This is a genomic window from Pseudomonas sp. 1L-E-NC-VB-C3, from assembly GCF_057291535.1.
In genome coordinates, this window is the sequence record NZ_JBXAWD010000008.1 from 122,985 (window position 1) to 136,620 (window position 13,636).

Sequence of the window (13,636 nt, forward strand, 5' to 3'; positions counted from 1 at the left end):
AAGCGACAACGTGCGGTACATAGTTACCGCACCAGGTGTAATGTATCGCCTTACACTCGCCGCCATGATCAAATCCTTTCAGCACAAAGGCCTTCGTGGCTTCTATGAAACAGGTACGACTCGTGGAATTCGTGCCGACCATGCAAAACGGCTTTCGCGCATGTTGCAGTTCATGGATCGAGCGACGCTTCCCGCAGACCTGGACTTGCCCGGCTGGCGCCTGCATCCGTTGAAAGGTGAGCTGAGCGAATATTGGTCGCTCAGCGTTTCAGGCAACTGGCGAGTGATCTTTCGTTTTGTCGGTTCGGATATCGAATTGGTCGATTATCTGGACTACCACTGACAGGAGGCAGGCTCATGCCCATGCACAACCCGCCACACCCCGGTGAAACCCTGCTGCTGGATGTCTTGCCCGAGCTTGGTATCAGCGTGAGCGAATTGGCCCGGCACCTTGGCTTTGCACGCCCGCATCTTTCGCGCGTACTGCACGGACACGCGCCGATCAGCCCGGATCTGGCAGTACGACTTGAGCGTGCAGGGATCGGCAAGGCGCGCGTTTGGCTAGGCGTCCAAACCGACTACGATCTTTGGCAAGCGGAGCACCGTGAGCAACCAATGATAGAACCCCTCGCAGCCCACGGCTGAACCGTCAGGCCATCATCTCCCCCGCCACCCTCGCCCGCAACGCCTTGCCACCAAGCTGCTCGACCAGGGTCAAGGCAAACTCCAGCGCCGGTCCCGAGCCTTGGGCGGTGATGCAGTTGCCGTCGACCACCACCGCTTGATCAACAAACGTACAGCCTGATAGTTGATGGCTGGCGCCGGGCAGGCAGGTCATGCGTCGCTGGCGCAGCACGCCTGATGCTTGCAGCGCGACAGCCGGGGCTTCGCCGATGGCGGCGAACAGTCGGCCGGCACTGGCTTGATCCTTGAGCAATTGCTGCAAGGGCTGATGCGCCGCCAGATGCCGGGAACCGACGGCACCGCCCGGCAGGACAATCAGGTCAAAAGTCTGTGCCAGTACATCGACCAGCATGCCGTCGGCAGTCAGCCGGGTGCCGCGTGCGCAGGTCAGCATGCGCCGGCCTTCGATGCTGGCGGCAACCACTTCGATACCGGCACGGCGCAGCACGTCGATCAGGGTCACGCTTTGCAAATCGTCGATGCCCTCGGCGAGGGCAATCAGGGCTCTGGAAGTCATGGGCGCTTTCCGCTGGATAGTCAGTCAAGCGTAGTCAGCTTTGTCCCACCCTGTTCGCAGACAGCCGTTACTTGATGTAAAGCTGGGTCGAAAGCGTGTTGCGCGGAGCGTTGATCGAGGTGTTGCTGAAGTTGAAGGTGCCTTCCTGTTTGCCGGCCAGATCGAAGGTATAAAGAGAGCCGACGGTTTTGCTGCCGGGGGTGCATTCGGTGAGGTTGCCATTATCGAAGGCGCACACCGGACCTCGGGTGCCGTTGACCTCGAAGCCATCCAGCGTCACGTGTGGCTGGTTCTGGCCATAGCCGACTTCCAGCACGAAGACTTTGATATTCGGCCCGCTGTGATTGCATTGGGTTTGCGGCTGGTTATCGGCAATATCTTCCAGGCCGCAGGACGGTGACTGCACTTTGATCACCTTCACCTCGGAGAGTGGCGGCGCCGATGCCGCGAACGCCGGAGCTGTCACCAGTAGTGCTGCAATCCATCCGAAAATCCTGATCCAACCGTTGCGCATGCCTGCCCACTCCAAAAAATCAGCGCGCAGTATGGCGCAGTTGTCGGCTGCGCAAAACTTCGCCGACGATCGACACCAACATCCGCCAAATTCCTCACGCGGCTGGTATGATGCGCGGCTTTTTCCGGCCCACGACAATTTTCCAGGCGCTTGCGACGGTCTGTGCTTTGCTGTTGAGGTCGATACATTCACGGCGCCACGCGCGCCACGGGGAGCAGACATGCTGGAAAGGCTGTTTCAACTCAAGGCACACAACACCAACGTGCGCACCGAAATTCTTGCGGGCGTCACGACTTTCCTGGCCATGGCTTACATTCTGTTCGTCAACCCGAGCATCCTCGGCGAGACCGGCATGGACAAGGGCGCGATCTTCGTCGCCACCTGTCTGGCGGCTGCCATCGGCTCGACCGTTATGGGCCTGATCGCCAACTACCCGATCGCTCTCGCTCCGGGCATGGGCCTGAACGCCTTCTTTACCTACACCGTGGTGCTGCACATGGGCCACACCTGGCAGGTGGCGCTGGGTGCGGTGTTCATTTCCGCCGTGCTGTTCTTTCTGCTGTCGATCTTCCGCATCCGTGAATGGATCATCAACGCCATTCCGCTGCCACTGCGCTCGGCGATTGCCGCCGGTATCGGCCTGTTCCTGGCACTGATCGCCCTGCACAATGCCGGCATCGTGGTCAGCAACCCGGCGACCATGGTCGGCCTCGGCGATCTGACCAAACCGGCACCGATTCTGGCCACCGTCGGCTTTGCCGTGATCGTCGCCCTCGAAGCGCTGAAAGTGCGCGGCGCGGTGCTGATCGGCATTCTGGCAGTGACCATCGCCTCGATCGTACTGAACGTCACCGAGTTCGGCGGCATCATGTCAATGCCGCCGTCGCTGGCGCCAACCTTCCTGCAACTGGACATCAAAGGCGCACTGGACATCGGTCTGGTCAGCGTGATTTTCGCCTTCCTGTTCGTCGACCTGTTCGACAACTCCGGGACCCTGATCGGCGTCGCCAAGCGCGCCGGCCTGATGGGCAAGGACGGCCACATGCCGAAAATGGGCCGCGCGCTGATCGCCGACAGCACGGCGGCCATGGCCGGCTCGCTGCTGGGTACGTCGACCACGACCAGTTACATCGAATCCGCTGCCGGCGTCAGTGCCGGTGGCCGCACAGGCCTGACCGCCATCGTCGTGGCAATCCTGTTCCTGCTGGCGCTGTTCTTCTCGCCCCTGGCGGCCAGCGTTCCGGCGTTCGCCACTGCGCCAGCGCTGCTGTTCGTCGCCGTGCTGATGACTTCCGGCCTGGCGGAAATAGACTGGGACGACATCACCGTGGCTGCGCCGGTTGTGGTTACCGCGCTGGCCATGCCGTTCACCTATTCGATCGCCAACGGCATCGCTTTCGGCTTCATCGCCTGGACCGCCATCAAACTGTTGTCCGGCCGCGCCCGTGAGCTGAACCCGGCACTGGTGATTCTGTCGATTCTGTTTGTGATCAAGTTGGGTTGGTTCAACGCATGAGTTTCGATTCCCAAGCCTACGCCGAACAACTCGAAGCCAAGGTCACGCGCTTGCGTGATCTGCTGGCACCGTTCGATGCACCTGCGCCGACGGTGTTTGACTCGCCTCTGCAGAACTTCCGCCTGCGCGCCGAATTCCGCCTCTGGCGCGAGGGCGGCGAACGCCATTACGCGATGTTCTCCCAGGACGACAAGCGCACGCCGATCCTTATCGAAGAATTCCCGATTGCCAGCCTGCGCATCAACCAGTTGATGCCGCAGTTGAAGGCCGCGTGGCAAGCCAGTTCGGCGCTGAGCCACAAGCTGTTCCAGGTCGAGTTTCTGACCACGCTGGCCGGCGACGCGATGATCACCCTGTGCTATCACCGTCCGCTGGACGAGCACTGGCATGCGGCAGCAACGAAGCTGTCGGCAGATCTCGGCGTGAGCATCATCGGCCGCTCCAAAGGCAAGCGCGAAGTGCTCGGTCAGGACTATGTCGTCGAGAAACTCGAAGTCGGCGGCCGCACCTTCAGCTATCGCCAGCCCGAAGGCGCCTTCACCCAGCCCAACGGCACGGTGAACCAGAAGATGCTCAATTGGGCTTACGAAGCGCTGGGCGATCGCAGCGACGATCTGCTCGAGTTGTACTGCGGCAACGGCAACTTCACCCTGCCGCTGGCGACTCGCGTGCGCAAAGTGCTCGCTACCGAAATCAGCAAGACTTCAGTCAACGCGGCATTGAGCAACCTCAGCGAAAACACTGTGGATAACGTCACGCTGGTGCGTTTGTCCGCCGAGGAGCTGACCGAAGCGCTCAACGAAGTGCGCCCGTTCCGCCGCCTGCACGGCATCGATCTGAAGAGTTACGAATTCGGCAGCGTCTTCGTCGACCCACCGCGCGCCGGCATGGACCCGGACACCTGCGAACTGACCCGGCGCTTCGACAATATCCTCTACATCTCCTGCAACCCGGACACCCTGGCGGCCAACATCGCCCAGCTGCATGACACCCACCGCATTACCAAGTGCGCATTGTTCGACCAGTTCCCGTGGACCCATCACATGGAATCCGGTGTGCTGCTGACCCGACGCTAATCGCGGGTAGTTGGTACGAGAAAGCCGTCGTGATTGACGGCTTTTTTGTGGGTGCTCTAAAAGATCGCAGCCTTCGGCAGCTCCTACATGTGGAACGCGGTTATCTGTAGGAGCTGCCGAAGGCTGCGATCTTTTGATCTGTGCGATCACCGAACATAAAACGCCAAGGTCATTTCTGTTCAATTGACCGATGTAACCATCTAGTACATTTTATCTCCACAGGCCGAACCCTCTCGGCCAATGCCAAAAACAATAAGTGGAGTTGCCCCCATGTCCCCTATCGTTCTGGTGCTTAACGGCCCGAACCTGAACCTGCTCGGCACCCGCGAGCCGGCGACTTATGGTCATGAAACCCTGGCCGATATTTCTGCACTGTGTGGTCGCGCGGCTGACGAGTTCGGCCTGACTGTGGAATTTCGCCAGACCAATCATGAAGGCGAGCTGCTCGACTGGATTCACGCCGCGCGTGGTCGTTGTGCCGGGATCGTGATCAATCCGGCGGCGTGGACGCATACGTCCGTGGCGATTCGCGATGCACTGGTCGCCAGTGAATTGCCGGTGATCGAGGTGCATCTGTCCAACGTGCATGCCCGTGAGCCGTTTCGTCATCATTCGTTTGTTTCCGGCATCGCCACGGCGGTGATGTGCGGGTTCGGCAGCCATGGCTACCGCCTGGCGCTGGAGCATTTCGGTCAGCGGTTGCAGAGGTAAGAACCATGTCGCGTTCCAAGGTGATACTCGCCGGGCTGATCGGCGCCGGGATTCAGGCTTCACGTACACCGGCACTGCATGAGCACGAAGGTGATGCGCAGGGCCTGCGTTATCTGTACCAGCTCATCGACCTCGATCAATTGCACCTCGACAGCACGGCCCTGCCCGACCTGCTGCAAGCGGCGGAGCGGATGAATTACACCGGACTGAACATCACTTTCCCGTGCAAACAGGCGGTCATCCCGCTGCTCGATGAGTTATCGCCGGAAGCCCGTGGCATCGGCGCGGTCAACACCGTGGTGCTGAAGGACGGCAAGCGTGTCGGCCACAACACCGATTGCCTCGGTTTCGCCGAGGGCTTTCGCCGGGGTCTGCCGGACGCTGCCCGTGAACGCGTCGTCCAGATGGGCGCCGGTGGGGCTGGCGCGGCAGTGGCCCACGCGCTGCTCAGCGAAGGCGTACGGCAATTGACGATTTTTGATGTTGATCGCGAGCGCGCGGAAAGTCTGGCGAACAATCTGAATCAACATTTTGGCGCCGGTCGCGCGCAGGCCGGAGCGGATTTGCCCAAGGCGCTGGCGCAGGCCGATGGCCTGGTCAACACCACGCCGATGGGCATGGCCAAGCTGCCGGGTTCACCGGTGCCGGCCGGGTTGCTACGCAAGGCAATGTGGGTCGCGGAGATTGTGTATTTCCCGCTGGAAACCGAACTGCTGCGCGACGCCCGCGCCTTGGGCTGCCGCACCCTGGATGGCGGCAACATGGCGGTGTTTCAGGCGGTGAAGGCGTTTGAATTGTTCAGCGGCGTGGTGCCGGATGCGCAGCGCATGCTTGAGCATTTTCAGAGCATGAGTGGCTGAACAACAGCGTAACTCTGTGGGAGCGAGCCTGCTCGCGAAGGCGTCGATTCAGTCAACGAACAGGGCGACTGACACACCGCTTTCGCGAGCAGGCTCGCTCCCACAGGGGGGATCGAGTCAGGCCTTCAGGTAGCGCAACACCGATTCGCAGATCATCTCGCGGTGGCGCTGCTTGATGGTTTCGTCCGGCAGGTCGATCTGGAAGATTTCTCCCAGCGTGTGGCGGTTCGACACGCGATAGAAGCAGAACGAACTGATCAGCAGGTGCACGTCCAGCGCATCGATGCCACGCCGGAACAAACCTTCGTCCGCGCCTCGTTGCAGAATCCCGCCCAAGGTGTCGAGGATCGTGTTGTTCAGCGCCTTGATCGCATCGGAACGCTTTACGTACTCGGCGTTGTGGATGTTTTCGATGCTGACGATGCGCACGAAATCGACGTTGTGGTCATGGTGATCGAAGGTGAATTCCACCAACCGACGGATCGCCAGCTCGGGCGGCAGCTCGTCCAGGTGCAGGCGGTTTTCCGTGCTGCGAATATCGCCGTAAAGCTTCTCCAGCACCTCGACGTACAACTGCTCCTTGCTGCCGAAGTAGTAATAGATCATGCGCTTGGAGGTGTGGATACGCTCGGCGATCGCGTCGACGCGGGCGCCGGACAAGCCCTGCTGGACGAACTCGACGATCGCCTCCTGGAGAATGTTTTCGCGGGTCTTTTCCGGGTTGTTCTTGCGACTCTTGCGCGGCACTGCGTCGGACTCGACAGCAGCGGCGGAAAGTTCTGAATTCATGGTCATCGCGGGCTCACGGCCATCACTGCACAAGCTGGCGATTATGGGCCGCGCGGGACAGTGAAGGAAGCCGCGCAGCCGGTGTTTAATCCCGCGTTTACGAATTCCCTACAACTTCGCCTGACGCACCGCACCGCTGCGGGATTTGGCCATCGCCGCCAGCCGCACCGCAACGCTGGCCGCGCCGTAGCCGGCATAGCCATTCTTGCGCTGGATGATCTCGAAGAAGAAACGCCCCTCGAACGGCTCGGTGTAGACGTGAAACAACTCGCCGCCCTGGGCGTCACGGTCGTAGAGCACGTTGTAATAGGCCAGCTCGCTGAGAAACTCATCGTCGAAATCGAAACGCGCCGCGAGGTCGTCGTAGTAATTCAGCGGGATGTCCAGCAGCGGCACACCGGCCTCTTTGGCGCGACTGACCTGGGCGAAGATGTCGTCACAATCGAAGGCGATGTGATGCACACCGGAGCCGCGATAACTCGACAGCGCATGAGAAATGGCGGTGTTGCGGTTCTCGGAAATGTTCAGCGGCAGCCGGATCGAGCTGTCGCGGCTGCGCAGTGCGCGGCTCTTCACCAGACCGTACGGATCGGGCAGCACCACTTCATCGTCGGCTTCGAAATCCAGCAGGCTTTTGTAAAACAGCACCCAACTGTCGAGGCTGTCCGCCGGCAGTGCCATGGCCATGTGATCGATACGCTTGAGGCCGCCGCCGGTCTGCGCGTCCGGCAACAGATTGAAATCGGTGCCGTACACGTCGGCGTCCGCATCGACCAGATAAATCAGGCTGCCGTCCGGTGCGCGCACCGCCGCCAGCTCCAGTTCATTCGGCCCGACCAGGCCGCGATAGGGCTGCCCCTTGTAAGCGACCGCGCGGGCCAGCGCACTGGCGCTGTCCTTGACCCGCACGGCCGTGGCGCACAGTGACGGGCCGTGGGCTTCGAAAAAGCTGTGGGCGAAGGAATACGGCTCGGAGTTGAGGATCAGGTTGATATCGCCCTGACGCAGCAGGCTGACACTCTTGGAGCGATGCTGCCCGGCCTTGGCGAAACCGAGGCGTTGCAGCCAGTGACTGAGCTTCGCGCCCAGCGCTTCGTCGACGGCAAATTCGAGAAATTCCACGCCGTTGTATTCGCTGGCCGGCGGCGTTTCGAAAAGAATCTCACGGTTGGCCACCGGCGCCGCTTCCTGCTCGAGACGCTGACGGGTCTTCTCTTCCAGATACAGCAGCGAGCGCAAACCGTCGGCGGCGTTGGCCCGTGGCGGCGCGGCGCGAAAGCCGTCGTTGAAGATTTCCAGCGACAGCGGCCCGGTATAACCACTCTTTATGATCGGCGCGAGGAAACCCGGCAGATCGAATTCGCCCTGCCCCGGGAAACAGCGGAAATGCCGACTCCACTCCAGCACATCCATGGCCAGGATCGGTGCGTCGGCCATTTGCACGAAGAAGATCTTGTCGCCGGGAATGTCGGCGATCGCGCTGGGATCGCCCTTCAGCGACAGGGTATGGAAGCTGTCGAGCAGCACGCCGAGGTTGGAGTGATCAGCCTGACGGACGATGTCCCAGACCTGTTGATAAGTATTGACGTGACGGCCCCACGCCAGCGCTTCGTAACCGATGCGCAAGCCACGGGCGCCGGCGCGTTCAGCCAGCAGGCGCAAATCATCGACGAGGATTTGTTGATCGCCGACACTGTCCGGCGAGGCGTTGCTGCAGACCAGCACCAGGTCGGTGCCGAGCTCCTGCATCAGATCGAATTTGCGCTCGGCACGCTCAAGGTTGCGCGCCAGGCGCTCGCGGCGGCAGCCTTCGAAGTCACGGAACGGCTGAAACAGGGTGATGGCGATCCCCAGATCGGCGCACATCTGCTTAATTTCCCGGGGACTGCCGTCGTAGTACAGGAGGTCGTTTTCGAAAATCTCCACGCCGTCGAACCCGGCGGCGGCAATGGCTTCGAGTTTTTCCGGCAGGGTGCCGCTCAAGGAAACGGTGGCAATGGAACGCTGCATGTTTCAACTCCCGGACTGCGCCGCTTTATCTTTACTGTAGGAGCTGCCGAAGGCTGCGATCGTTTGATCTTGATTACCAAAACAGCAAAATCAAAAGATCACAACCTTCGGCAGCTCCTACCGGGGAATGGGTTTTTATAGTGAGGGAAATTATTGGCTGCATCCCTGCGCGCAGCAATTTAAAGTGTACTACCCGGTTAGTTTTGCGTGCGATTATCGAACACTAAGGCGATTTGGCGAATTGACGATTTTTTGTTCACTGCCCAACATCGGTTGCACATCGAGTCCGGCCACTAACCACCGGGCAAGGTGTTCGACAGAAAAGAACACCAAATAACAAATCCAAAAACGGGTGGAACACATGATTCCTTCACAGACTTCCCGCATGGCTCCGGCCATGAGCACTGCCACGGGTGGCATTGGCGACAAGATCCGCGGCGCCATGGCCGTCGGCAAGACCCGCTGGGGCATGCTGGCGCTGGTGTTTTTTGCCACCACCCTCAACTACATCGACCGCGCCGCCCTCGGCGTCATGCAGCCGATCCTCGCCAAGGAAATGAGCTGGACGGCGATGGACTACGCCAACATCAACTTCTGGTTTCAGGTCGGCTACGCGATCGGGTTTGTCCTGCAGGGACGCCTGATCGACCGGGTCGGCGTCAAGCGCGTGTTCTTCTGCGCCGTACTGCTCTGGAGCCTGGCCACCGGTGCCCATGGCCTGGCGACCTCCGCCGTCGGCTTCATGGTCTGCCGCTTCATCCTCGGCCTGACGGAAGCGGCCAACTACCCGGCCTGTGTGAAAACCACGCGCCTGTGGTTCCCGGCCGGTGAACGCGCTGTCGCTACCGGCATCTTCAACGCCGGCACCAACGTCGGCGCGATGTTCACGCCGATGCTGCTGCCACTGGTCCTGCATGTGTGGGGCTGGCAAGCGGCGTTCCTGTGCATGGCGGCACTCGGCGGCATCTGGCTGTTGTTCTGGGGCTTGAAGTATTTCAATCCGGAAGATCACCCGACGGTGAAGCAGTCGGAACTCGATTACATCCAGCAGCAAGTCGAACCGGAACAGGCCCGCGTGCCGTTCAGCAAGATCCTGCGCATGCGCGGCACTTGGGCCTTCGCCCTCGCCTACTCGCTGACCGCGCCGGTGTTCTGGTTCTATCTGTACTGGCTGCCGCCGTTTCTCAATCAGCAATACAACCTCGGCATCAACGTGACGCAGATGGGTATTCCGCTGATCATCATCTACGTCACGGCTGACTTCGGCAGTGTCGGCGGCGGGATTCTGTCCTCGTTCCTGATCGGTCGCGGGATGAACTCGATCAAGGCGCGGCTGCTGTCGATGTTGCTGTTTGCCTGCTGCATCATCGGCGTGGTCATGGCCGCCGGCTCGGCGAATCTGTGGGTGGCGGTGGCGGCGATCTCGCTGGCGATCGGCGCGCATCAGGCCTGGACTGCGAACATCTGGAGCCTGGTGATGGACTACACGCCCAAGCACATGATGAGCACGGTGTTCGGCTTCGGCGGCATGTGCGCGGCGATCGGCGGGATGTTCATGACCCAGATCGTCGGCCACATCCTCACCGTTACCAACAACAACTACACGGTGCTGTTCACGCTGATCCCTGCAATGTACTTCCTCGCACTGACGTGGATGTACTTCATGGCACCGCGCAAGATTCCGACCATTACCGAATAACCTGCCTGCATACATCCCATTGTGGGAGCGAGCCTGCTGGCGAAGGCGTCAAGTCAGCCACTGAACAGGGTGACTGACACACCGCTTTCGCGAGCAGGCTCGCTCCCACAAGTTGTACCGGGATTCCGCTCTTCAGCGCCGGCTCTGCTGCCACGCCGCCGCCAATCCGCTGCAACAGATCACCGCAATACCGATCACCGTCAACCCGCTCGGTGTGTGATTGAACAGCAGCCAGCCCAACAACCCGGCAAAGACGATCTGGCAATAGCCGAACGGCGCCAGCAAGGCTGGTGCTGCGTGACGGAAGGCCTGAGTCAGGAACAGATGCGCCGTCATCCCGCAACTGCCCAGCGCCAGCATCAGCGCGGCATGAGGCAACGTCGGCACCTGCCAGAAGAACGGCACCAGCGCGCTCATCACCAGGGTATTGCACAGCCCGGCGAAGAAGTTGCTGGTGGTCGGGCTGTCCACTTCGGCGAGCTTGCGCGTCAGCAATTGGTAGAAGCAGAAGAACAGCGCCGAGCAGAACGGCAGCAGGATTGCCGGGGTGAACAGTTCGCCGCCCGGGTGGACGATGATCAGCACGCCGATGAAGCCGCAGATCACCGCGATCCACTGTCCGCGCGTCACTCGTTCCTTGAGCAGCGGCACCGATAACGCCGTCACCAGTACCGGCGCGAGAAAGTTGACCGCGGTGGCTTCCGCCAGCGGGATGTACAGCAGCGCCGTGGTGAAAAACAGGCTGGTGCCGAGCAGGCACAGGGCACGGGCGAGCTGCCATAACGGTTTTTTGGTGCGCAGAACGCGCAAACCGGACTGCGGCAGGAAAATCCCCGCCATCAACAAGGTGTGCACCACATAGCGCGCCCACACCACCATCACGATCGGATAAAAACCGGAGAGGTATTTCGACAAGGCGTCGTGGCTGGAAAACAGGAACGTCGCCACGACAATCAGCAGAATCCCCTTGAAGGGCTGGTTGACACCGGAGAGCGGGGTGCTGACGGTCATTGGCAATCTCTGAAAAAAATACCCGGGCGAGCGTTCGCGCTGGCGGCAATCGGTGTGGCAATCATAGTCGGCCGAGCTTTCAGCAACCGCACAGGTTGCACTCTGCTTCGCCGGGAAACCGCCGCCAGGCAAAACCTTGAGGCAAGATTCCCGCCACTTCGGCGCCCGACCAGTGTGCAACATCACAGACTGCCGTCGAAACAGCGGGTTCATGAATTCGACGGAAGAAATTCCACTCGGGATTGAATTCACGGCCCGCTCGACCGTCAATACCAGGCCCGCACCATGTGGGCGCGTGTGCATGGACGGACGACCGGACTGGCGCCACACTCACACAGCGGCAACACTCATCACCAGCAGATTCATCACCGGCAATAAAAGAGGATTCCCACATGCTATGGAAAAAAGGCCGACGCAGTGACAACGTCGTCGACGCCCGGGGTGATGACGCAGGCGGTGGCGGCGGCATGCGCTTCGGTGGCGGCAAGGGCCTGAGCCTGACGGCCATCGTGCTGATTGTCGGCATCGGCTGGCTGACCGGCCAGGACCCGATGCAGATCCTCGGCCAGTTGACCGGCCAGATGGAACAACCGGCGCCCACCTCGCAAACCCGTCAGGCGCCACCGGCCAATGATGAACAGGCCGAATTCGTCCGCTCGATTCTCGGCGACACCGAAGACACCTGGGGTCCGATCTTCCAGCAGGCCGGACGCCAATACAAAGACCCGACACTGGTGCTGTTCAGCAATCGGGTGAACTCCGCGTGCGGCATGGCCACTTCTGCCACCGGCCCGTTCTATTGCCCGGCCGACCAGAAGGTCTATCTGGACATGGCCTTCTTCCAGGAAATGTCGCAGCGCTTCAAAGCCGCCGGCGATTTCGCTCAGGCCTACGTGATCGCGCACGAAGTCGGCCACCATGTGCAGACGCTGCTGGGCGTCTCGGCGAAGATGCAGGCGGCGCGCCAGCAAGGCCGGCAAATGGAGGGCGACGGCGGCTTGCTTGTTCGTCAGGAATTGCAGGCGGACTGTCTCGCCGGCGTCTGGGCGTATAACGCGCAGAAACGCCTGAACTGGCTGGAACCCGGCGACATCGAAGAAGCCTTGAACGCCGCCAACGCCATCGGCGATGATCGCTTGCAGCAACAGGGCCAGGGCCGTGTGGTCCCGGACTCGTTCACCCACGGTACGTCAGCGCAAAGGGTGCGCTGGTTCAAAACCGGATTCGCGCAAGGCCAGGTAAGCCAGTGCGACACCTTTGCGGCGAAAACCCTGTAAATGCATAAATGGCTTGTGGCGTTACTGTTCATCGCCGGCACCGCGCAAGCGGCCGGCGTCGATGCGATCAGCCCCGGTCGCCTGCAACTCAAGGCCGGGGAAATGGCAGTGGGCATCGGCCCGGCACCTGAGAAGATCGAGCGGGTGCTGATCGTCATTCACGGTCGCCTGCGCAACGCCGAGACCTACCGCAAAAGCGCGGAAAGCGCCGCCGAACTCGCCGGGCAGACCGCGCACACGCTGGTGATCGCCCCGCAGTTTCTCAATGAAAGCGACGTCACCCTGTATTCCTTGCCGCCGACGGTGCTGCGCTGGCAGGGCAACGAGTGGATGGGCGGCGGCTTGTCCACCGGGCCGAATCCGCTGAGTTCCTACGCGGCGCTGGACGAAATCGTCGCGCGGCTCAGCGACCGCAAACAGTTTCCGGACGTGAAGCAGATCGTGATCTTCGGCCACTCCGGCGGTGGTCAGGTGGTGCAGCGTTACGCCCTGCTGGCCAAGGATCAGCCGGCGCTCAAGGCCAACGGTATTCGCTTGCGCTATGTGGTTGCCAATCCCTCTTCTTACGCGTACTTCAACGAGCAGCGGCCAGTGGCGTTCGACCACGCACAATGCCCGGGCTTCAATCGCTGGAAGTACGGCCTGGCGGACATGCCGGTGTATGCCGGCGGGCAAACGCCGTTGCAGGTCGAGAGCGCTTACGTCAAACGCGAGGTGATTTATCTGCTCGGGCAGCAGGACGTCGACCCGGAACACCCGGCGCTGGACAAGAGCTGCGCAGCCGAGGCGCAAGGGGCTTACCGCTTGATGCGCGGAAAAATGTATTTCGGCTACTTACTGCGCCGGCATCCCGAGGGGGTCAATCAGCGGCTGATTGAAGTGCCTGGGGTCGGGCATGACGGGGATGGCATGCTGACGTCGGCGGAGGGGCGGAAGGCTTTGTTTGATCAGTGAGTTTTTTGCTGGATCCAC

At 61.0% G+C, this 13,636-nt stretch carries 14 protein-coding genes; 9 read left to right on the plus strand and 5 right to left on the minus strand.

Translation table 11 applies throughout. The features are described from left to right. Positions 1-64 precede the first annotated feature (64 nt). Together AC0Z5Z_RS14825 and AC0Z5Z_RS14830 are read left to right on the plus strand one after the other, a co-directional pair. On the plus strand, positions 65-343 hold the full coding sequence (locus tag AC0Z5Z_RS14825) for a type II toxin-antitoxin system RelE/ParE family toxin (RefSeq protein ID WP_041477766.1): 279 nt from the start codon (positions 65-67) through the stop codon (positions 341-343). A gap of 14 nt (positions 344-357) precedes the next feature. Beyond that, positions 358-645, plus strand: a complete 288-nt coding sequence (locus tag AC0Z5Z_RS14830; protein WP_016773085.1) for a HigA family addiction module antitoxin — start codon at positions 358-360, stop codon at positions 643-645. 4 nt (positions 646-649) lie between these two features. On the opposite strand, the gene AC0Z5Z_RS14835 is transcribed toward AC0Z5Z_RS14830, so the two are convergent. Next, on the minus strand, positions 650-1,201 hold the full coding sequence (locus AC0Z5Z_RS14835; RefSeq protein WP_150638450.1) for a DJ-1 family glyoxalase III: 552 nt from the start codon (positions 1,199-1,201) through the stop codon (positions 650-652). Between the two features lie 67 nt (positions 1,202-1,268). Further along, positions 1,269-1,715, minus strand: coding sequence for a DUF4879 domain-containing protein (locus tag AC0Z5Z_RS14840; RefSeq protein ID WP_095181869.1), 447 nt, complete (start codon positions 1,713-1,715; stop codon positions 1,269-1,271). 220 nt (positions 1,716-1,935) lie between these two features. Here AC0Z5Z_RS14840 and AC0Z5Z_RS14845 point away from each other — a divergent pair, with 220 nt between their 5' ends. The 4 genes from AC0Z5Z_RS14845 to AC0Z5Z_RS14860 all read left to right on the plus strand — a co-directional run bounded on the left by AC0Z5Z_RS14845 (position 1,936) and on the right by AC0Z5Z_RS14860 (position 5,878). After that, complete coding sequence (locus tag AC0Z5Z_RS14845; RefSeq protein ID WP_016773083.1) at positions 1,936-3,231, plus strand: NCS2 family permease; 1,296 nt, start codon at positions 1,936-1,938, stop codon at positions 3,229-3,231. Then, positions 3,228-4,307, plus strand: a complete 1,080-nt coding sequence (trmA, locus tag AC0Z5Z_RS14850; protein WP_252876938.1) for a tRNA (uridine(54)-C5)-methyltransferase TrmA — start codon at positions 3,228-3,230, stop codon at positions 4,305-4,307. The genes AC0Z5Z_RS14845 and trmA overlap by 4 nt, the downstream gene beginning before the upstream one ends. Positions 4,308-4,577: 270 nt before the next feature. After that, positions 4,578-5,018, plus strand: coding sequence for a type II 3-dehydroquinate dehydratase (gene aroQ / locus AC0Z5Z_RS14855; RefSeq protein ID WP_056790556.1), 441 nt, complete (start codon positions 4,578-4,580; stop codon positions 5,016-5,018). Between the two features lie 5 nt (positions 5,019-5,023). Then, complete coding sequence (locus AC0Z5Z_RS14860; RefSeq protein ID WP_485611250.1) at positions 5,024-5,878, plus strand: shikimate dehydrogenase; 855 nt, start codon at positions 5,024-5,026, stop codon at positions 5,876-5,878. Positions 5,879-5,995: 117 nt separating this feature from the next. Here AC0Z5Z_RS14860 and AC0Z5Z_RS14865 read toward each other — a convergent pair whose 3' ends face one another. Both AC0Z5Z_RS14865 and quiC read right to left on the minus strand, forming a co-directional pair. Continuing rightward, on the minus strand, positions 5,996-6,673 hold the full coding sequence (locus tag AC0Z5Z_RS14865; RefSeq protein ID WP_016773079.1) for a TetR/AcrR family transcriptional regulator: 678 nt from the start codon (positions 6,671-6,673) through the stop codon (positions 5,996-5,998). Between the two features lie 102 nt (positions 6,674-6,775). Further along, positions 6,776-8,677 carry a 3-dehydroshikimate dehydratase QuiC gene (quiC, locus tag AC0Z5Z_RS14870; protein WP_485611251.1) on the minus strand — a complete coding sequence of 634 codons (1,902 nt, stop codon included), beginning with the start codon at positions 8,675-8,677 and terminating at the stop codon, positions 6,776-6,778. 361 nt (positions 8,678-9,038) lie between these two features. On the opposite strand from quiC, the gene AC0Z5Z_RS14875 reads away from it, so the two are divergent. Then, positions 9,039-10,376, plus strand: coding sequence for an MFS transporter (locus tag AC0Z5Z_RS14875; protein WP_056790566.1), 1,338 nt, complete (start codon positions 9,039-9,041; stop codon positions 10,374-10,376). A gap of 132 nt (positions 10,377-10,508) precedes the next feature. Here the strand turns inward: AC0Z5Z_RS14875 and AC0Z5Z_RS14880 are convergent, their stop codons facing one another. Further along, positions 10,509-11,387 (minus strand): DMT family transporter, encoded by an 879-nt coding sequence (locus AC0Z5Z_RS14880; RefSeq protein ID WP_041477756.1) that lies wholly within the window; start codon positions 11,385-11,387, stop codon positions 10,509-10,511. 392 nt (positions 11,388-11,779) lie between these two features. On the opposite strand from AC0Z5Z_RS14880, the gene ypfJ reads away from it, so the two are divergent. Both ypfJ and AC0Z5Z_RS14890 read left to right on the plus strand, forming a co-directional pair. Next, positions 11,780-12,664, plus strand: a complete 885-nt coding sequence (ypfJ, locus tag AC0Z5Z_RS14885; protein ID WP_016773076.1) for a KPN_02809 family neutral zinc metallopeptidase — start codon at positions 11,780-11,782, stop codon at positions 12,662-12,664. Further along, positions 12,665-13,618 carry an alpha/beta fold hydrolase gene (locus AC0Z5Z_RS14890; protein ID WP_485611252.1) on the plus strand — a complete coding sequence of 318 codons (954 nt, stop codon included), beginning with the start codon at positions 12,665-12,667 and terminating at the stop codon, positions 13,616-13,618. Positions 13,619-13,636: the final 18 nt, after the last annotated feature.